Consider the following 19514-nt stretch of genomic DNA (forward strand, 5'->3'; position numbering starts at 1 on the left):
CAGAGCCCGCGATTGTAGCGTGAAAAACTACCGTTCGGCGCTGATGGCGGAATCCGACGGCTTCGGTACCAAGATTTCCGCCTTGAAGCGGTTCTTCAGCATGTCGTAGTAGGCGGCCGTCTCGGCGGCGCCGACGGCCTGTGCGTACTGCTCGCTTTCCTGCTTGGCCACTTCCGGCGTCGGCGGCGTGCGCGGCACGGTCTTGACGACGCGCACGACGGCAAAGCCTTGCGCGCCCAGATCGGCCCCGACCAGCACCGGCAGCTTGGCGCTGTCGGCGCGCAGGGCGGCCTCGATCACCTGCGGCGGCTGGGATTGCACTTCCAGCCTCGAGACCGTGACGGGCGAACCGAAGGCAGCGCCGGCCGGGTCAGCCTGCCAGGCCGCCAGCTTGGCCGTGCCCTCCGCCTTGGCGAGCGCCGCGGAGCGCTCCGCAACCAGCTGCGCCCGGACCTTGTCCTTGACTTCGTCGAACGGCAGTGCGCGCGCCGGCGAGTACTGCGTCACGCGACCGGCCGCGAGTTGGTTCGCGCCGATCTCGACGGCTTCGGTGTTGTGCTTGCGTTCGAGCGAATCGGGCGCGAAAAGCGCGTTCAGGAAATTCCGGTTTCCAAGCGGACCCGCGGCGCCCGGCATTGGCACCCGCCGGACGTTGCTCGCCGTCTGAATGGCGAGGTTCAGCTTGTCCGCCGCCGGCTTCAGGCTGTCGGGCTGCTGGTAGACGATGTCGGTGAAGGTTTCGGCCGCCTTGGCGAACTCCTGGGTTGCCTGCTGGCTGCGGACTTCGTTCTCGATCGTGGCGCGGACCTTCTCGAACGGCGGCACCACTGCCGGCTTGATGTCGTTCAGATGGATGACGTGGAAGCCGAATTCGGTTTCGACCACGTCGCTGATCTCGCCCTTCTTGAGCGCGAACATGGCATCTTCGAAAGGCTTGACCATCGCACCGCGCGTCACGAAGTCGAGGTCACCGCCCTTTTCGGCCGATCCGGGATCCTGCGAATTCTTGCGTGCCACCTCCGCGAAGGTGGCGGGCGCCTTGCGGACTTCGGCCAGCAGTTCCTCGGCCCTTGCGCGAGCCTTCTCGCGCTCGGCCGCGGGCGCGCCGGCGGGAGCGGCAATCAGGATGTGGCTCGCGCGCCGCTCTTCCTTGCTGCCGAAGCGGGCGCTGTTCTGGTCGAAGTAGCTGCGCAGATCCGCTTCGCTGACCGTGATGTTCTTCTTGGCCGCTTCGAGGTCGAGCACGAGGTACTCGACATTGGCCTCTTCCGGCGCCTGGAACTGCGCGGAATGATCCTTGTAGAAAGCCTGCAGTTCGGCGTCGGTCAGGTTGACCTTCGAAGCGAAATCGGCCGGCTTGAACAGCGCCACCTGGATTTCGCGACGGTCATAGAACGCATTGAGCGTCGCCGCGGCTTGCGCGGCGCTCGCGAACGCGGTCCCCGAAATGCCGAGCGACACCTGCTGCGTGGCGAGCTCTGCGCGGATCGCGGCTTCGTATTGCTCCGGCGTGCGGCCGGTGGCCCGCATGAAGCCTTCGCGATCGAACTTGCCATCGGGCGTACGGAAGGAGGCGAGGCCGGCGTTCTCGGCGAAAAGACGTGCAAGACGTTCCTCGGAAACCGTCATGTTCGATTTCGAAGCCGCCGCTGCGAGCACGCGATCGCGGACCATGCGCTCCAGCGTCGCATAGCGCGCGGCATCGGAATCGAGCAGGGCCGGCTCGATGTTCGGCGCCTGCTGGCGGATGCGGTCGACTTCGATGCGATGCTGCTGCTCCCATTCCGGGCGCGTGATGTCGGCGCCGTCCACGCGGGCCACCTTCTCGGCCTTGCCGCTTCCCTCGTAGCGATTGACGCCGAACAGCACGAACGACGGAATGATCAGCAAGAACAAGAACCCCATGATGATCTTGTTGTACTTGCGGAAGGAATCAAACATGCTGAAGCACTCTCTTTGACGGATTGCGAAACGGCAACAAAAAAGGCGAACACGCTGTTCGCCTTTGTGTCGGGTGGTGGGTGCTGAGGGGTTCGAACCCCCGACCTACGCCTTGTAAGGGCGCCGCTCTACCAGCTGAGCTAAGCACCCCACCGGAAACAGTGATCTCAGTTCAAGGCGTCCTTGAGCGCTTTGCCGGGACGGAACTTGGGAATCTTGGCGGCCTTGATTTTAATCGCGTCGCCGGTGCGCGGATTGCGACCGGTGCGCGCAGCGCGCTTGCCCACAGCGAAAGTACCGAAACCGACGAGCGACACCGAGCCGCCTTTCTTGAGCGTGGTCCGAATGGCGCCGATGGTGGACTCGAGTGCGCGCGTGGCGGCGGCTTTGGAGATGTCGGCGTTTTTTGCGATGTGCTCAATCAGTTCGGTCTTGTTCACAAGGGCCCCTTGCAGAAAAAATGTTGATCAGGGTCAGAAGCGATCCCGTACTCGCGACGAATGCCGCGAGCTGCGAATTGGAATTGGGTGACAGTTCTGACGCGCCGGCAGCGCACTGCCGACAGGGATTACAACCACTGGTCAAGGGGGTGTCAATACGACACTCACCCCTAGACCACAACGAGGAGCGCGATTCTAGTGGCGTTTTTGCAATGCCCCGTCAGAGGGCCTCTGCAACGGCCTTTCCGAGGTCGACCGTGCGCCCCGTACCGCCGATGTCGGGCGTGCGCGGTGCGCCGCTTCGTGGGTCGAGCACCTTCTCGATGGCGGCGAGGATCGCATCGTGCGCGGCCTTGTGGCCCAGGAACTCCAGCATCATCGCGCCGCACCAGATCTGGCCGATCGGATTGGCGATGCCCTTGCCCGCGATGTCCGGCGCCGAACCGTGCACGGGCTCGAACAGCGACGGCGTCGTGCGCTCCGGATTCAGGTTCGCGCTCGGCGCGATGCCGATCGTGCCGGTGCATGCCGGACCGAGGTCCGAGAGGATGTCGCCGAAGAGATTGCTCGCCACCACCACGTCGAAGAAGTCCGGCCGCTGCACGAAGTGCGCGGTGAGGATGTCGATGTGGAACTTGTCGAGCTTCACGCCCGGGTAGTTCTTCGACATCGCCGCGACCCGCTCGTCCCAGTAGGGCATCGTGATCGAGATGCCGTTGGACTTGGTCGCGCTGGTCAGGTGCTTCTTCGGCCGCGCCTGTGCCAGCTCGAACGCGAACTTCAGCACCCGGTCCACGCCGAGGCGCGACATCACCGTTTCCTGCACCACGATCTCGCGCGCCGTGCCTTCGTACATGCGGCCGCCGATGCTCGAGTACTCGCCCTCGGTGTTTTCGCGCACGATGTACATGTCGATCTCGCCGGGCTGCCTCGGCGTGCCGTCGCGGCGCACCACCGGCGCCATGATGCCGGGCATCAGCCGCGCCGGGCGCAGGTTGATGTACTGGTCGAACTCGCGCCGGAACAAGAGCAGCGAGCCCCACAGCGACACGTGGTCGGCGATCTTCTCGGGCCAGCCGACCGCGCCGAAGAAGATGGCGTCATGACCGCCGATCTGGTCCTTCCAGTTGTCGGGCAGCATCTTCCCGTGCTTCTCGCAGTAGTCCCAGCTCGAGAAGTCGAAGTGATCGAACTTCAGGTCGATGCCGAACTTGCGGGCTGCCGCGTCGAGCACGCGCAGACCTTCGGGCACGGTCTCCTTGCCGATGCCGTCGCCGGCGATGACTGCGATTCGTTGGGTACTCATGTCTCAATCCTTGGGGGTTGCGTGGAAAAACGAAAGCGCCTCGGCGACCAGTTCGGCGGGCGCTTCTTCGGGAATGTAGTGGCCGCAGGCGAGCGTGCCGCCGGTGACGTCCTGCGCCCGTTCGCGCCAGAGCGCGAGCACATCGAAGCACCGGCCCACGACGCCATGCTCGCCCCACAGCACGCGCAGCGGCATGTCGAGCTTGCGGCCGGCGGCGATGTCCGCGCGATCGTGATCGAGGTCGATGGTCGCCGAAGCGCGATAGTCCTCGCAGATCGCGCGCGCCGTGCCGTCGATGGCGGCGCATCGCTCGTACTCGGCGAGCGCTTCGGCCGCGAACGGCCCGAGTCCCGCGTGCCGGCTGCCCATGACGCTCAGCACATAACGCGCCGGATCGGACGCGATGAGCGCCTCCGGCAGCGGCGGCGGCTGGATGAGGAAGAACCAGTGCCAATAGGCACGCGCGAAGGCGTCGGAAGTGTTCTGGTACATCGCCAGCGTCGGCGCGATGTCGAGCAGCATCATGCGCTCCACCGCCTGCGGATGGTCCGCCGCCAGCCGATGCGCGACCCGCGCGCCGCGATCATGCGCGAGCACGCCGAAACGCTCGAAGCCATGCGCCCGCATGACCGATAGCGCATCGAGCGCCATCTCGCGCTTGCTATAGCGGGCATGCGCCTCGTCCGCTTCGGGCCGGCCGGAGTCGCCGTAGCCGCGCAGATCCATCATGACCACGGTGAAGCGCTCGGCCAGCATCGGCGCCACGCGGTGCCAGATGGCGTGCGTCTGCGGATGCCCGTGGAGCAGCAGCAGCGGCGCACCGCTGCCCCCCGCTTTCCCGTGCAGCCGCACGTCGTCGCGCGAGAGGTCGAAGGAAGAGAACGAAGCGAACATGCGTTCATTGTGCGTTGCGCATTGCTCCCTCATCAAGCAACAATAAGCCAATTCATACTTTCCGATATGGCAGCAATGGAACGCAGCGATCTGGAACTCGTCGTGGCCATCCGCGACCGCGGCAGCCTCGCCGCCGCAGCACTCGCGCTCGACGTGGTTCCGTCGGTCGTGACCAAGCGGCTCGGCGCGCTCGAAGCCCGGCTGGGGCAACGCCTGTTCGACCGGACGACGCGCAGGCTGAGCGCCACGGCCGAAGGCGAAGCGGTGTGCCTGCATGCCCGGGGGCTGCTCGACGGTTTCGCGGCGCTGGAGAACGAGCTCGGTGAGCGCCAGACCGAACTCAGCGGCACGGTCCGGCTGGTCGCGACCTTCGGCTTCGGCCGGCTCTGGCTCGGACCGGCGCTGGCTGCGTTCAACGAGCGCCATTCCGGCTTGCACATCGAGCTCACGCTGGCGGAGAGGCTCCCCGACCTCGGCGCCGAGGGCTACGACGGCGCAGTGTGGCTGTGGGCGCCGCAATCCCGCCATGCGGGCGGCTGGGTGGCGAGGCGGATCGCGCGCAACCAGCGCGTGCTCGCGGCGGCGCCGGCCTATCTGGCGCGAAGGGGGCATCCGGCCGACGTGGCGGCGCTCGCTTCGCACGACTGCCTGGTGGCGCGTGAGAACAGCAGCGGCGACGAACGCGAGTTCGCCCTCTGGACGCTGCGCCATCTCAAGGACGGCACGAGCACCCGCGTGCGCGTGCGCGGTCCGCTTTCGAGCAATTCGGGCGAACTGGTGCGCGACTGGTGCCTCGCCGGTCGCGGCGTGATGCTGCGAAGCCTGTGGGATATCGCACCCAGCCTCGCGTCGGGAGCGCTGGTGCGCGTGCTGCCGCAATTCGCGATGCCGGACGCCGACATCCAGTGGATCGCCCCCTGGCGGCCGAAGACGCCGAAGCGCGTCCGGCTCTTGATCGACTTTCTCGCCGAACGCTTTCGCGGCGAGCCGTGGAAATCGAAAGGCAGCCGCTCGCCCTGACGGCGCTCAGCGCTGGCTGCGGACCGCGAGACTCACGCCGACGGCCGTCATCGCGATGCCGACCAGCGTTACCGCCGTGATCGGTTCGGCGAAGAGCAGCCAGGCCATCACCGCCGTGCACGGCGGCACCAGGTACAGCAGGCTCGTGACCGCGGTCGCGGTGCCGCGCTGGATCAGCATGTAGAGCAACGAGCTGCCGCCGAGCGACAGGGCGAGCACCGACCACGCCATCGCGCCGCCCGACGACAGGTTCCATTGGATGCTTTCGGATTCCATCGCCGCCAAGGGCAGCGTGACGATGAACGCCGCACCGAGCTGGATGGCGTTAGCGCAACGCACGTCGCAGGGCGCGACGAATCGCTTCTGGTAGAGCGTGCCTGCCGTGATCGAGAGCAGCGCGATGACGGCCAGCGACATCGTCGGCACGCTGACTTCGCCGCCCTGCTCCAGCTTGCGCCACACCACGAGCACCAGGCCGGCGAAGCCGAGCAGCAGTCCGAGCCATTGGCGGCCGCTCACCCTGCCGCCGCGCAACGAAAGCCAGACCGCGGTGAGGACCGGCTGGACACCCACCATCAGCGCGACGAGCCCCGACCCCATGCCCGCCCTGACCGCCGCCCAGACACCGCCCAGATAGCCGGCCTGCATCAGCACGCCGGTGACCACGAGATGCCCCCACTGCACGCGATCGCGCGGCCAGGCGACGCGCGCGAGCACGACCCACACGAGGAAGCAGATCACCGAGAGCGCATAGCGCGCGACCAGGAACTTGAACGGCGGCGCGTAAGGCATGCCATAGCGCGCCACGATGAAGCCGGTGCTCCAGATCAGCACGAAGACCGCCGGCATGGCGCGCAGCCAGCCCGCTGGTCGGGCCGCCGTGGCCGTGGCCGTCATTTCGCGCGCGCCCGGATTTCGGGAATGGCCTTTTGCAGGTAATAGACCATCGACCAGACGGTGAGCACGGCCGAGATCCAGATCAGCCACTGCCCCCAGGCGCCCGTGTCGATCGCACCGAAGAGCATGCCGTTGAAGAGCAGGAACGGGATCGCGACCATCTGCACCGTGGTCTTGACCTTGCCGAGCATGTGGACTGCGACGCTCTTGCCGGCGCCGATCTGCGCCATCCACTCGCGCAGGGCGGAGATGGCGATCTCCCGGCCGATGATGATCAGCGCCACGAACACATCGGCGCGGTTGAGGTGCACGAGCACGAGCAGCGACGCGCAGACGAGGAACTTGTCGGCCACCGGATCGAGGAAGGCGCCGAAGGCGGAAGTCTGGTTGAGCCTGCGCGCCAGGAAGCCGTCGAGCCAGTCGGTCGCCGCGAACACGATGAACATCACCGTGGCGATGAGGTTGCGCATCGGCTCCGAAAGCGGCAGGTAGAACACACCCACGATCAGCGGGATCGCGACGATGCGCGCCCAGGTCATGATCGTTGGCAGGGTCCAGAACATTCCGGCGAGTATATGCACACCCCCAGGCTCGCCTACTGCGCCGGCCCGCGGCGGTGCGCTCAGTGCAGGGCTTTGTAGATTTCCTCCGCGAGGTCGAAGGCGATACCTTCGACCGACGCGATGTCTTCGACACTTGCCGCCGCGACGCCCCGGATTCCGCCGAAGCGCTGCAGCAGGCGCGCACGGCGCTTCGGGCCGATCCCCGGGATGTCCTCGAGCTGGCTGCCGCCGACGCGCACCTTGGCCCGCTTGGCGCGCATGCCGGTGATCGCAAAGCGGTGCGCCTCGTCCCGGATCTGCGCGACCAGCATCAGCGCCGCCGAATCGCGGCCGAGGTAGACCTTCTCGCGGCCATCGGCAAACACGAGCTCCTCGAGTCCGACCTTGCGGCCCTCGCCTTTCTCCACACCGACGATCAGCGACAGCGGCAGGCCGAGTTCGCTGAACACCTCGCGCGCCATCGAGACCTGCCCCTTGCCGCCGTCGACCAGCACGAGCTCGGGCATCCGCGCGGACCGGGTGCCCGGCGGCGCGTCCGAACCCGCACCCCCCGCATCGCCGGCCGGCGGCGCATCGGTTGCGGCCGCCATCGCCTCGGCGAGCTTGCCGTAGCGGCGATGCAGCACCTGCCGCATCGCGGCGTAGTCGTCGCCGGGCGTGATGCCTTCGATGTTGTAGCGGCGGTATTCGCGGTTCTGCATCGCATGATGCTCGAACACCACGCACGATGCCTGCGTCGCCTCGCCGGCGGTGTGCGAGATGTCGAAGCACTCGACGCGGAAGTTGTCCAGGTCATCCGGCGCGAGTTCGAGCGCATCGACCAGCGCGCGGGTGCGCGCCTGCTGCGAGCCCTCCTCCGCCAGCAGCCGCGCGAGTTGCAGGCTTGCGTTCTTGCACGCCATCTCCAGCCAGTGGCGCCGCTGCTCGCGCGGCTGAAACACCGCCGTGACGCGCGTGCCGGCCTGCTGCGAGATGGCCTCGATCAGTTCGCGGCTCACCAGCTCGCTCAGCACCAGCGTGGCCGGCACCGGCACGTCGATGTAGTGCTGCGCGATGAAGGCCTCCAGCACCTGCACCTCGACGGGCGCGGGTGGTGGCGCGTCGTCGTCGCCGTCCGCGCCGACCTCCCCGTGCTGGATCGAGGCGGCGTCCTCGACATGCACCGGGAAATACGGCCGGTCGCCGAGATGCCGCCCGCCGCGCACCATCGCGAGATTGACGCAGGCCTTTCCGCCCTGGACCTTGACCGCCAGGATGTCGACGTCCTTGTCGGAAGCGATCTCGACCGACTGCTGGTGCAGCACGCGCGACAGCGCCGACATCTGGTTGCGCAGCTCGGCCGCCTGCTCGAACTCGAGCTTCTCGGCGTGCGCCATCATCCGCGCCTCGAGCTGGGTGAGCACGGCCTGCGTGTCGCCCAGGAGGAAGGCTTCGGCATTGGCCACGTCCTGCGCATAGTCCTGCGGCGCGATGTAGCCGACGCAGGGCCCGCTGCAACGCTTGATCTGGTAGAGCAGGCAGGGGCGCGTGCGGTTGCTGTAGACCGTGTCCTCGCAGGTCCGCAGCCTGAACACCTTCTGCAGCAGCTGGATCGACTCCTTCACGGCCCAGGCGCTCGGGTACGGCCCGAAGTAGCGGTGCTTGCGGTCGACCGAGCCACGGTAGTAGGCCAGCCTCGGAAACTCGTGCGAGGCGATCTTCAGGTAGGGATAGCTCTTGTCGTCGCGGAACAGGATGTTGTAGCGCGGCTTGAGCGTCTTGATCAGGTTGTTCTCGAGCAGCAGCGCCTCGGCCTCGGAGCGCACCACGGTGGTCTCCATGCGCGCTATCTTCGAGATCATGTGGCCGATGCGGGTGCCGGCGTGGTTCTTCTGGAAGTAGTTCGCCACGCGCTTCTTCAGGTTGCGCGCCTTGCCGACGTAAAGCACCGCCCCCGCCGAATCGAAATAGCGGTAGACGCCCGGCAGTTGCGGCAATGCCGCGACCTCGCTCAGCAGTTGTTCGGAATGCGTTTCTGACATCGGTTTACCGGGGAGCCGCTTTCGCGAGCACCGGCTCGCAGCGGACTTCGGTCTTCACGGAGTTGGCGATGAAGCGCTCGTCATGCGCGCAATGGTGCATTTCCTCGATCTGCGCGGCAGAAGGGAGGCACTCGCCCGAGAACTGCACCTCCGGCCGCAGCGTGACCTGGGTCATCGCGATCCTGCGCGCGGCGTTGGCGCCCATTTGGCCGACCGCACGGTCGACGTAGCTCTCCACGCAGAAGCCGCGCGCGGCCGCGATCGACAGGAACCAGAGCATGTGGCAGCTCGACAGCGAGGCCACGAAGGCCTCCTCGGGGTCGACGGCGGCCGGATCGGACAGCGGCACCGGCACCACGTGCGGCGACGACGAGCCCGCCCATTCGGCGCCGCCGTCGAAGCGGATCGCATGGCGGCGGCTGTAGCGATTGCCGACGAAGTCCTGGCCGCCGCGCCGCCAGGTGATTTCGGCCGAGTACTGGGGCATGGATGCTGTCTCCGTGAATCGATTGCGGGGCTGTAGAGTATCCCGCGATGCGCTGGGACATTTTCTGCAAGGTGATCGACAACCACGGCGACGTCGGCGTTTGCTGGCGGCTCGCGGCCGGACTCGCGGGCCGGGGTGAAAAGGTTCGCCTGTGGATCGACGAGCCTTCCGCGCTGGCCTGGATGGCGCCGGCCGGATGCCCCGGCGTCACGGTGGTCCGCTGGACCGAACGCGACGCCGCGTGGCACGCCGCCGCCGCGCCCGCGCCGGACGTGCTCGTCGAGGCGTTCGGCTGCGATCCGGCGCCCGAAGTCGTCTCGCTCTTCGCCCGCCAGCCGCAGGCCGAGGGGGTGCGGCACCGGTGGATCAACCTCGAATACCTCTCCGCCGAGCCCTATGTCGAGCGGCTGCACCGCCTGCCGTCTCCGGTCTTCCGGCATCCCGGCGCGGGCCTGACCAAGCATTTCTTCTATCCGGGGTTCACCGCCGCGACCGGCGGCCTGCTGCGCGAGCCCGATCTGGCGACGCGCCGCGAAGGTTTCGACCGTGCCGCATGGCTCGCGGCGCACGACATTTCCTGGCGCGGCGAGCGGCTGGTGTCGCTCTTCTGCTATGAACCGCGTGCACTCGACAGCCTGCTCGCGCAACTGGAAAGCGCCGGCGAGCCGACCCGGCTCCTGGTGACGGCCGGCCGCGCCACCGCCGCGCTGCCGCCGGGGCCGCCCCAGCGCGGCGCCCTGTCGATTTCCTGGCTGCCCTATGTCTCGCAGACCGACTTCGATCACCTGCTCTGGACTTGCGACCTCAACTTCGTCCGGGGCGAGGATTCGCTGGTCCGCGCGCTCTGGGCGGGCGCCCCCTTCGTGTGGCAGATCTATCCGCAGGACGACGACGCGCACCATACCAAGCTCGATGCCTTTCTCGACTGGCTGAACGCACCGCGCTCGCTGCGCGATTTCCACCACCGGTGGAACGGCATTTCGCCGAGCCCGCTGCCCCTGCTCGACCAGAAAACGCTCGCGGAGTGGGGCGTGGCGGCACAGGCGGCGAGGGAATCTCTATGCATGCAGGAGGATCTTTTGACCCGCCTCGTCCGTTTCGTGACTCAAAAAAGCTAAAATTACGGGCTTTGCGGAATTCCGGCATGGGCGGCCTCGATCGCCCAAGATCGCCCAGATCGCCCGGTGCTCGCTTTTCCGCCGAACCCGCCGCGGTGCAATTGCAACGAGCGGCCTACATCCAGAGATCCTGATTATGAAAATCGCTCAAGAAATTCGCGCCGGCAACGTGATCATGCACGGCAAGGACCCCATGGTCGTCCTCAAGACCGAATACAGCCGCGGCGGCCGCAACTCCGCCACCGTGCGCATGAAGCTCAAGAGCCTGATCGCCAACTTCAACACCGAAGTGGTCTTCAAGGCCGACGACAAGATGGAGCAGATCATCCTCGAGAAGAAGGAATGCACCTACTCCTACTTCGCCGATCCGATGTACGTCTGCATGGACACCGAGTACAACCAGTACGAAGTCGAAGCCGAGAACATGGGCGACGCCCTCAACTACCTCGAAGACGGCATGCCGGTCGAAGTGGTGTTCTACGACGGCAAGGCGATCTCGGTCGAACTGCCGACCAGCGTCGAGCGCGAAATCACCTGGACCGAGCCGGCCGTCAAGGGCGACACCTCGGGCAAGGTCATGAAGCCCGCGAAGATCGCGACCGGCTTCGAAGTCGGCGTGCCGCTGTTCGTCTCGCAAGGCGACCGCATCGAAATCGACACCCGCACCGGCGAGTACCGCAAGCGCGTCTGAGCGATTCGAGAGCTCACTCTAAAAGGTAAAAGGCTCCTTCGGGAGCCTTTTTTGCGTCCGGACACCACCGACGGGCCCGGAACCTGCAAGGCGCACAATGCTCACCCGCTTCCGGCGCAAGAACATGGCAAACAGCACACACGACCTTCACGACAAACGACTCGCCGACGCATGGGCCACTCTGCAGGCGCATGCGGACAAGGGACTGCCGCTCCACACCGATCCCTCGCGGCTGGCCTTCGCCGATCCCGAATTCCTCCTGCGCCGCGAAACCCGCGGCCTGCGGATGCAGCTCGAGCTCATGAAGCCCGACATCGAGATGCGGGCGCATGGCATCGAGAACACCATCGTGGTGTTCGGCAGCGCGCGCTTCCGCAGCGAAGAGGAATCCGGCGCCCTGATCGCGCAGGCCGAGGCGGCCGGCGACACGGTGGCGGCGGAACGCTGGCGCAAGCTCGCCCGCAGCTCGCACTACTACGAGAAGGCGCGGGCCTTCGGCAAACTCGTCGCGCAGTACAGCAACGACTGCGATCCGGAAGACAAGCTCTTCATCTGCACCGGCGGCGGCCCCGGCATCATGCAGGCGGCCAACCGCGGGGCCTATGAAGGCGGCGGGATCTCGGTCGGGCTCGCGATCGCCCTGCCGATGGAGGAGGAAGCCAACCCGTACGTCACGCCGGCGCTGAGCTTCAAGTTCCACTACTTCGCGATCCGCAAGATGCATTTCATGATGCGTGCGAAGGCGCTGGTCGCCTTCCCGGGCGGATTCGGGACGCTGGACGAGCTGTTCGAGGTCATCACGCTCGTGCAGACGCGCAAGGCCAAGCCGGTGCCGATCGTGCTGTTCGGATCGGACTACTGGAAGCAGCTCATCAATTTCGAGTTCCTCGCCGAGGAAGGCGTGATCTCGCCCGGGGACGTGAAGCTGATCGAGTACCTCGATACGCCCGAGGACGCCTGGGACTACATCAGGCGCTTCTACAAGCTCTAACCCGAAGTCCTTTCAATGCCCCGCGGCCTCTTCGGGCGGCGGGGCCTGCAAGCCCCAGACGGAGCGAGTGCCCAAGGCGACCACACCGCCGACGATCCAGAACACACCCGCCACGCCGATGATGGCACCGGCCGCGCCGAACAGCATCGGCATCGCGACGCTGGAAGCGTTCAGGGTCATCACGCGCAAGCCAAGCGCCTCGCCGTGGCGCGCATGCGGCGTGATCTGGTGGAGCATGCTCATCACCATCGGCTGCACCGCGCCCAGCGCGATGCCCAGAACCACCGAGCACAGGCCCATGCCGAGGGCCGAGCTCATCAGCGGATAGGCGGCGAAGACCAGCGCGGTGATCACGTTCGATGCAGTGATGACGGCGCGCTCGCTGAAGCGGGACGCCACCAGCGGCAGCACGACACGAATCCCGGCGGCCGCCACCGCGAAGGCGCCCAGGATGGTGCCGATCATCGAGGCGCTGAGGCCGCGTTCGTGGCCAAGGATCGGCAACACGAAGGTGTGCACGTCCCACGAGGCCGACTGCAACCAGTTGACGAACAGCAGCCGCCTGAACATCGGCTCGGCCAGAAGATCCCAGGCACGCGGCTTGGCGGCGCCCTCGGGGGGGCGCGCGGTGGGAAGCTCCTGCGCACCGCGAGCCAGCAGCCAGCAGCCAGCAGGCAACCGGCAGCAGCGTCAGCAGTGCGAAGGCGACGCGGTAGCCGACCAGATCACCCGGCGCCGGCCCCGCGTGGTCGATCAGGAGTCCGGTCACGAACGGCCCCACGAAGTTGGCCGCGGCCGGGGCGATGGCCAGCCAGCTGAACACCTGTTTGAGCTGGGCCGGTCCGCTCACGGCACGACCGGCATGGCGTTGCAGCGCGATCACCGCGATGCCGGTCGCGCCGCCGGTGAGCAAGGCCGAAAGACACAGCACCGGAAACACGGGAAACACCCCGGCCAGCGCCGCGCCGCTGGCCGCCGAGACCACTGCGACGGACAGCGGACGGCAGAGGCCATGACGATCCGCAAAGCGGCCCGCCGGCAGCGCGAGAAAAACCTGCGTCAACGCGAACAGCGAAAGCAGCACGCCGACCGACGCGGCGCTGTGGCCATCGCGCAGCGCCAGCAGCGGCGCCGCGAGCCGGGTGCCCGTCATCGCCGCATGCAGGCAGACCTGCGCGAGGATCAGGCGAAGCAAGCCAGGGTTCACGGGGCGCTGTCGTCCTCGCCGTCGATGAGCGGCAGCAGCCCCTGGCTCTGCGATTCCGGCAGGGCCTCGACCTTGCGCAGCGCGAGCCGCATCTGCTTGGCGCGCGTGTCGGCCTTGTCGATGGTGTCGGAGGCCTTGGAGACCTGTTCCTTGATGCGCGCGACCCAGTCGCCATAGCGCTCGAACTCGGTCTTGACCGCGCCGAGCACCTTCCAGACCTCGGAAGCCTGATGCTCGAGCGCCAGCGTACGGAAGCCCATGTGCAGGCTGTTGAGCATCGCGAGCAGCGTGGTCGGCCCCGCGAGCGTCACCCGGTGCTGCCGCTGGATCGCGTCCATCAGCCCGGGGCGGCGCAGCACTTCGGCATACAGGCTTTCGACCGGCAGGAAAAGAATCGCGAAATCGGTGGTGTGCGGCGCCGCGAGGTAGTTCTCGGAAATCGACTTCGCCTCGGAACGGATGCGCGCTTCGAGCGCCTTGGCCGCCGCTTCGGCGGCAGCGGGATCGGCGCGCTCGTGCGCATCGAGCAGGCGCTCGTAGTCGTCGCGCGGAAACTTGGCATCGATCGGCAGCCACACCGGCGCGCCGTCGCCGCCCCGGCCCGGGAAGCGGATCGCGAAATCCACCCGCTGGCCGCTGCGCGGCCTGGTCTCGACCTGCTTGGCGTACTGGTCCGGCGTCAGCACCTGTTCGAGCAGGGCCTCGAGCTGGACTTCGCCGAACACGCCGCGCGTCTTCACGTTGGTCAGCACGCGCTGCAGGCTGCCGACGCCGACCGCCAGCGTCTGCATTTCGCCGAGGCCCTTGTGCACCTGCTCCAGCCGGTCGGCGACCTGCTTGAAACTTTCGCCGAGACGGGCTTCGAGCGTGCTCTGGAGCTTTTCGTCCACGGTCCTGCGCATCTCGTCGAGCTTGGCGGTATTGGTCTGCTGGAGCTGGGCCAGCTGGGCCTCCATCGTCGCGCGCACCTCGGCAAGCCGCCGCGCGTTCGATTCGCTCAGGCCCTGCAGTTGGGTATTGAGCGTGTCGGCGAGCGTCTTCTGCAGCAGCGCGAGCTGCTGCGCAAAGGCATCGATCTGCGCGTTCTGCGTGCGCGTGGATTCCGCGCCCTGATGGACCAGCGCCTGCTGGAAGGTGACGAAGGCCTGGGCGGTCTCCTGCCGGGCGCCGCGCGAGGACTCGCCGATCTCGTGGCGCAGTTCGCGCTCGACGCGCTCGTTGCCGGCGGCCAGGGTGGCGACCAGCGCCGAGTGGTCCGGCGGCGACGGCTCGCGCGCCAGCAGCCACACGATGAGGATGAAATTCAGGGCCGCGAGGGCCAGCAGGATCCAGGTTTCGATCACGGGTCTGGTGGTTTTCTTATCGGGTTGCGAGAACGGCAGGGTTGAGCGGCGTGACCGGCTTGTTGTGCACCAGGTAGCCGATGAGGTTGTCGACCGCGAGATCGGCCATCGCGCGGCGCGTCGGCACGGTCGCGCTGGCGATGTGCGGCGTCAGGACCACGTTCGGCACCTCGAGCAGTTCCGGATGCACCTTCGGCTCGCCCTCGAAGACGTCGAGGCCGGCGGCGGCGATGCGCTTCTCGCGCAGCGCCACGGCCAGCGCCGCATCGTCGACGATGCCGCCGCGCGCGATGTTGACGAGGGTCGCGGTCGGCTTCATGAGTGCGATCTCGGCGGCGCCGATCGTGTGGTGCGATGCCGGCGTGTAAGGCACCACCAGCACCACATGGTCGGCGGTCTTCAGCAGCTCTTCCTTGCCGACGAAGGCGGCCTTGCACTCGGCTTCGAGATTCGCATCGAGCCGCGAGCGGTTGTGATAGATCACCTTCATGCGAAAGCCGTGCGCGCCGCGCTTGGCGATGCCCTGCCCGATCCGGCCCATGCCGATGATGCCCAGGGTCGAGCCATGGATGTCGGAGCCGGAGAACATGTCGTAGCTCCACTTTTCCCACTTGCCGGCGCGCAGGAAATGCTCGCTCTCGGCGATGCGGCGCGCGGTGGCCATCAGCAGCGCGAAGCCGAAATCGGCGGTGGTCTCGGTGAGCACGTCCGGCGCGTTGGTGCCGAGCACGCCGCGCGCGGTCATCGCGTCGATGTCGAAGTTGTTGTAGCCCACCGCCATGTTGGCGCAGATCTTCAGGCCAGGGCAGGCGTCGAGCACCTCGGCGTCGATGCGCTCGCTGCCGGTGGTGAAGGCGCCCTCTTTGCCCTTGAGCTTCTCGATGAGCTGGGCCTTGGTCCAGCTTTCGTCGCCCTGGTTGGCTTCGACCTCGAAATGCTTCTCGAGCCGGGCGATGGTCTCGGGAAAGATCGAACGGGCGACGAGGACTTTGGGCTTGTTCATGGTCAACGCAAGAAGATGAAGGTGGCAATGACAAAGAGCGGCACCAGGATGCCGCCCGACCACAGCATGTAGCCGAAGAAGCTCGGCATCCGCACGCCGCGGCTTTCCGCGATGGCCTTGACCATCAGGTTGGGCGCGTTGCCGATGTAGGTGTTGGCGCCCATGAATACGGCGCCGGCGGAGATCGCCGCCAGCGTCGTCGCATAGGTGGTCATCAGGGCCTGCGGATCGCCGCCGGCCGTATTGAAGAACACCAGGTAGGTCGGTGCATTGTCGAGGAAGGAGCTGAGGATGCCGGTGGCCCAGAAGTACATCGCCGGATCGGGCTGGCCGTCGGAACGGGTCACCGCGGAGATGACGCCGCCGAAAGGACCGCCCGCGCCGGCCTTCAGCATGGCGATCACCGGCACGATGGTCACGAAGATCCCCGCGAAGAGCTTGGCGACCTCGACCATCGGTCCCCAGCCGAACTGGTTGGCCGCATGCACCCGGGGCGGCGTGATGCGCAGCGACAGCAGGATGATCGCGACCAGCGCCACGTCGCGCACCAGGCCCGGCAACCCGACCTCCGTGCCGAAGACGTCGAAGCCTAGCTTCGACTTCCACACGCCGCTCAGGAGCACGAAGAACACGACGCCGCCCAGCAGCCAGAAGTTGATGGCGCCTTCGAACGCGATGCCGCGCGTGTCGGGCGTCGGATCGAAAGGCAGCAGGTCTTCGTTGCGGAAGTACCAGGCGTCGAGCAGGTAGAAGAGCACCAGCAGGATGCCGGTCAGGAACAGGGTTTCGGGCAGGATGTTCCGCAGCGTCCAGGTGAAGTCGACGCCCTTCAGAAAGCCCAGGAAGAGCGGCGGATCCCCCAGCGGCGTGAGTGCGCCGCCCACGTTCGACACGATGAAGATGAAGAAGACGATCACGTGCGCCTTGTGCCGCCGGTTGTCGTTGGCGCGGATCAGCGGCCGGATCAGCAGCATGGAGGCACCGGTGGTGCCCATCAGGCTCGCCAGAACGGCGCCGACCGCGAGGATCGCGGTGTTGAGCCGCGGCGAGCCGCGCAGGTTGCCGCGGATGTGGATCCCGCCCGAGACCGCGAACAGCGCGGCCAGCAGGATGACGAAGGGGATGTATTCGCCGACCAGCGCATGCACCAGTTGGGCGCCCGCGAGCGGCGCACCGTGGATCACGGCGAACGGAAGCAGGAAGGCCAGGCCCCAGGCCGCGGCCAGCTTGCCGTAGTGGTGATGCCAGAACGCCGGTGCCAGAAGCGGCATCAGCGCGATCGACAGGAGCATCCCGGCGAACGGCACGCTCCACCAGACCGAGAGACGCGCACCGTCGATCTCGTCCGCGAACGCGGCGGCCGGTGACGTCAACAGCACATATGCCAGCGAACGCAGAACGCTCTTCGTCGACCCCGACGCCTTCATGCGGCGGGCTGCTCGATGTCGAAGACCTGGCGCAGGTAGGCGAGATAGCGCTCGTCCTCGCACATGTTCTTGGACGGCGTGTCGGAGAGCTTCGCGACCGGCTGGTCGTTGCAGGCGATCATCTTGATGACGATCTGCAGCGGCTCGTAGCCGAGGTCGTTGGTCAGATTGGTGCCGATGCCGAAGGCGAGCTGGCAGCGGCCCCTGAACTGCTGGTAGAGCTCGATGGTGCGCGGCACCGTGAGGCTGTCGCTGAAGATCAGCGTCTTGGTCTGCGGATCGACCCGATTCGCGGCATAGTGCGCCAGCATCCGTTCGCCCCATTGGAACGGATCGCCGCTGTCGTGGCGAGCGCCGTCGAAGAGCTTGCAGAAGTACAGGTCGAAGTCGCGCAGGAAGGCGCTCATGCCGTAGACGTCCGACAGCGCGATCCCGAGGTCACCCCGGTATTCCCGCGCCCAGGTCTCGAAGCCGTACACCTGGCTGTCGCGCAGACGCGGCCCGAGCGCCTGGCAGGCCTGGAGGTACTCGTGCGCCATCGTGCCGAGCGGGATCAGCCCGAGCTTCATCGCATACAGCACGTTGCTCGTGCCGGCGAACTGCGGCAGCTTGGGGAGGCCGCGCGGCTGCGGCGAGGTCACGGCCCCAAGCTTGTCGGAGAGCGTGCGCAGCACTTCCTCGTGCCATTCGTTGGAGAAACGGCGGCGCGTGCCGTAATCGGCGATCTTGAGGTCGGCCAGCCGATCCTCCTGCAACTGCGCGATCTTGGCATCGAGCCGGCGGCGCCCCTCGGCGTAGTCGGGCTGCGGCTGCGTGTTGCGGAAGTAGACCTCGTTGACGATCGACAGCACCGGGATCTCGAACAGGATCGTGTGCAGCCAGGGGCCCCGGATCCGGATGTCGAGCTCGCCGGATGGCAGCGGGATGATGTTGATGTACTTCTCGTTGAGGCGGAACAGCCCGAGGAAGTCCACGAAATCGCTCTTGATGAAACGCATCGAGCGCAGGTAGCTGAGCTCCGCGTCCTTGAACTGCAGCGAGCACAGATGGCGGATCTCCTCGCGGATCTGCCCGGCGAAGCGCGCGAGGTCGACGCCCGGGTTGCGGCACTTGAAGCGGTATTCGACGCGCGCGCCCGGGAAGTGATGCAGCACGACCTGCATCATGGTGAACTTGTAGAGATCGGTGTCGAGCAGGCTTTGGATGATCATGATGCGCGCGCTGGTCTCCGGGTAATCGGCGTGCGTTCGATTATCACGGCCTGCGTCGGCAAGTGCCTACGACCCCTTCCCCGTGAGTCCTACCAAGGCGTCCATTCGGCGACGCGACAGTGATTTCACGCCGGCAGAACCGCACCGGCGACTCAACCTCATCTGACCGAAGGAGATCCCTCATGAACAAGGACACCGTCCAAGGCAACTGGAAGCAGCTCAAGGGGAAGATCAAGGAGCAATGGGGCAAGCTGACCGACGACGATTTCGATGTCATCGCCGGCAAGCGCGACCAGTTGCTGGGACGCATCCAGGAACGGCACGGCCTCAGCCGGGACGAGGCGGAACGGCAGGTCGCCGAATGGGAAAACCGCGACGGCCGCACCCCTGCCGCCATCTGGATGGAGCGCGTCTGAACCCGCGGGCGCCAGACGCTGCATCCAACCCCCAACCGATTTGCAACTTCAGAGGACACTGTCATGAAAAAGCATCTGCTCATGATTGCCATCGCTTCGACCTGCCTCGTGGCGGGCCAGGCCAGCGCAATGACCCAGGACGAGTACAAGGTCGCCAAGGAAAAGATCGAGGCTGACTACAAGGTCGACAAGACGCAATGCGACACCTTGAAGGAAAACGCCAAGGACGTGTGCCACAAGGAAGCCAAGGGCAAGGAAGCCGTTGCCAAGGCCGAACTCGAACAGCAATACAAGCCCAGCGACCGCCATGCGCGCGAGGTGAAGGAAGAAAAGGTCAAGGCCGCCTACGAGGTCGCCAAGGAAAAGTGCGACGACATGAAGAGCGACGCCAAGAGCGCTTGCGAGAAGCAGGCCAAGGCCGACGAGGATCGCGGCAAGGCCGAACTGCGCGCGATGAAATAACGCTCACCCCCAGCCTCGCCCACTTCGTGTGGCTCTGACACCCCCTCTCCGGGGGCAACCCCAGCGGCCCGGCAAA

The 19514-nt window shown here is 66.5% G+C and carries 18 protein-coding genes, 1 tRNA gene and 1 pseudogene; 6 read left to right on the forward strand and 14 right to left on the reverse strand.

Annotated features, from left to right (window positions below):
• Positions 1 to 27 precede the first annotated feature (27 nt).
• The 5 genes from VAR608DRAFT_RS31520 to VAR608DRAFT_RS31540 form a co-directional block, all read right to left on the reverse strand.
• Positions 28 to 1941: a SurA N-terminal domain-containing protein gene (locus VAR608DRAFT_RS31520; RefSeq protein WP_088957647.1), complete on the reverse strand. Its 1914-nt coding sequence runs from the start codon at positions 1939 to 1941 to the stop codon at positions 28 to 30.
• Between the two features lie 74 nt (positions 1942 to 2015).
• A tRNA-Val gene (locus VAR608DRAFT_RS31525) sits at positions 2016 to 2091 on the reverse strand.
• Between the two features lie 17 nt (positions 2092 to 2108).
• The gene (locus tag VAR608DRAFT_RS31530) at positions 2109 to 2381 is read right to left on the reverse strand and encodes an HU family DNA-binding protein (protein ID WP_007830705.1); all 273 of its coding nucleotides are present in this window, start codon (positions 2379 to 2381) and stop codon (positions 2109 to 2111) included.
• A 220-nt stretch (positions 2382 to 2601) separates the two neighbouring features.
• Positions 2602 to 3687, reverse strand: coding sequence for a tartrate dehydrogenase (locus tag VAR608DRAFT_RS31535; RefSeq protein WP_088957648.1), 1086 nt, complete (start codon positions 3685 to 3687; stop codon positions 2602 to 2604).
• Positions 3688 to 3690: 3 nt separating this feature from the next.
• The gene (locus VAR608DRAFT_RS31540; RefSeq protein ID WP_088957649.1) at positions 3691 to 4581 is read right to left on the reverse strand and encodes an alpha/beta fold hydrolase; all 891 of its coding nucleotides are present in this window, start codon (positions 4579 to 4581) and stop codon (positions 3691 to 3693) included.
• A gap of 75 nt (positions 4582 to 4656) precedes the next feature.
• On the opposite strand from VAR608DRAFT_RS31540, the gene VAR608DRAFT_RS31545 reads away from it, so the two are divergent.
• Positions 4657 to 5601: a LysR substrate-binding domain-containing protein gene (locus VAR608DRAFT_RS31545; protein WP_088957650.1), complete on the forward strand. Its 945-nt coding sequence runs from the start codon at positions 4657 to 4659 to the stop codon at positions 5599 to 5601.
• Between the two features lie 6 nt (positions 5602 to 5607).
• On the opposite strand, the gene VAR608DRAFT_RS31550 is transcribed toward VAR608DRAFT_RS31545, so the two are convergent.
• Genes VAR608DRAFT_RS31550 through VAR608DRAFT_RS31565 form a run of 4 tightly spaced genes read right to left on the reverse strand, consistent with a single transcriptional unit; the run spans position 5608 to position 9569 of the window.
• Positions 5608 to 6498, reverse strand: a complete 891-nt coding sequence (locus VAR608DRAFT_RS31550) for a DMT family transporter (RefSeq protein ID WP_088957651.1) — start codon at positions 6496 to 6498, stop codon at positions 5608 to 5610.
• Positions 6495 to 7061 (reverse strand): CDP-diacylglycerol--glycerol-3-phosphate 3-phosphatidyltransferase, encoded by a 567-nt coding sequence (gene pgsA / locus VAR608DRAFT_RS31555; RefSeq protein WP_088957652.1) that lies wholly within the window; start codon positions 7059 to 7061, stop codon positions 6495 to 6497. Before pgsA ends, VAR608DRAFT_RS31550 begins: the two co-directional genes overlap by 4 nt.
• A 59-nt stretch (positions 7062 to 7120) precedes the next feature.
• Positions 7121 to 9082: an excinuclease ABC subunit UvrC gene (uvrC, locus tag VAR608DRAFT_RS31560; protein WP_088957653.1), complete on the reverse strand. Its 1962-nt coding sequence runs from the start codon at positions 9080 to 9082 to the stop codon at positions 7121 to 7123.
• Between the two features lie 4 nt (positions 9083 to 9086).
• Positions 9087 to 9569, reverse strand: coding sequence for an OsmC family protein (locus tag VAR608DRAFT_RS31565; protein ID WP_088957654.1), 483 nt, complete (start codon positions 9567 to 9569; stop codon positions 9087 to 9089).
• Positions 9570 to 9616: 47 nt separating this feature from the next.
• On the opposite strand from VAR608DRAFT_RS31565, the gene earP reads away from it, so the two are divergent.
• From earP to VAR608DRAFT_RS31580, 3 genes are all read left to right on the forward strand, one after another.
• Positions 9617 to 10687: an elongation factor P maturation arginine rhamnosyltransferase EarP gene (earP, locus tag VAR608DRAFT_RS31570; protein WP_088957655.1), complete on the forward strand. Its 1071-nt coding sequence runs from the start codon at positions 9617 to 9619 to the stop codon at positions 10685 to 10687.
• A gap of 136 nt (positions 10688 to 10823) precedes the next feature.
• Positions 10824 to 11378, forward strand: coding sequence for an elongation factor P (efp, locus tag VAR608DRAFT_RS31575; protein WP_088957656.1), 555 nt, complete (start codon positions 10824 to 10826; stop codon positions 11376 to 11378).
• Positions 11379 to 11502: 124 nt separating this feature from the next.
• Entirely contained in the window at positions 11503 to 12369 is an 867-nt protein-coding gene (locus tag VAR608DRAFT_RS31580; protein WP_088959082.1) for a TIGR00730 family Rossman fold protein, read from the forward strand.
• Positions 12370 to 12381: 12 nt separating this feature from the next.
• On the opposite strand, the pseudogene VAR608DRAFT_RS31585 reads toward VAR608DRAFT_RS31580, so the two are convergent.
• The 5 genes and pseudogenes from VAR608DRAFT_RS31585 to pncB form a co-directional block, all read right to left on the reverse strand.
• Positions 12382 to 13576: pseudogene (locus VAR608DRAFT_RS31585) on the reverse strand (MFS transporter).
• Positions 13573 to 14916 carry a DNA recombination protein RmuC gene (locus VAR608DRAFT_RS31590; protein ID WP_088959083.1) on the reverse strand — a complete coding sequence of 448 codons (1344 nt, stop codon included), beginning with the start codon at positions 14914 to 14916 and terminating at the stop codon, positions 13573 to 13575. The pseudogene VAR608DRAFT_RS31585 and the gene VAR608DRAFT_RS31590 overlap by 4 nt, the downstream one beginning before the upstream one ends.
• A 19-nt stretch (positions 14917 to 14935) precedes the next feature.
• Positions 14936 to 15922 (reverse strand): 2-hydroxyacid dehydrogenase, encoded by a 987-nt coding sequence (locus VAR608DRAFT_RS31595; RefSeq protein ID WP_088957657.1) that lies wholly within the window; start codon positions 15920 to 15922, stop codon positions 14936 to 14938.
• Positions 15923 to 15924: 2 nt separating this feature from the next.
• Entirely contained in the window at positions 15925 to 17349 is a 1425-nt protein-coding gene (locus tag VAR608DRAFT_RS31600) for a sodium:proton antiporter (RefSeq protein ID WP_088957658.1), read from the reverse strand.
• The gene (gene pncB / locus VAR608DRAFT_RS31605; protein ID WP_088957659.1) at positions 17346 to 18560 is read right to left on the reverse strand and encodes a nicotinate phosphoribosyltransferase; all 1215 of its coding nucleotides are present in this window, start codon (positions 18558 to 18560) and stop codon (positions 17346 to 17348) included. Before pncB ends, VAR608DRAFT_RS31600 begins: the two co-directional genes overlap by 4 nt.
• A 182-nt stretch (positions 18561 to 18742) precedes the next feature.
• Here pncB and VAR608DRAFT_RS31610 point away from each other — a divergent pair, with 182 nt between their 5' ends.
• Positions 18743 to 18976: a CsbD family protein gene (locus VAR608DRAFT_RS31610; protein ID WP_088957660.1), complete on the forward strand. Its 234-nt coding sequence runs from the start codon at positions 18743 to 18745 to the stop codon at positions 18974 to 18976.
• 63 nt (positions 18977 to 19039) lie between these two features.
• Positions 19040 to 19438 carry a hypothetical protein gene (locus VAR608DRAFT_RS31615; RefSeq protein WP_088957661.1) on the forward strand — a complete coding sequence of 133 codons (399 nt, stop codon included), beginning with the start codon at positions 19040 to 19042 and terminating at the stop codon, positions 19436 to 19438.
• The last annotated feature ends 76 nt before the right edge of the window (positions 19439 to 19514 follow it).

Source organism: Variovorax sp. HW608 (genome assembly GCF_900090195.1).
In the GTDB taxonomy this organism is placed as follows: Bacteria; Pseudomonadota; Gammaproteobacteria; order Burkholderiales; family Burkholderiaceae_C; genus Variovorax.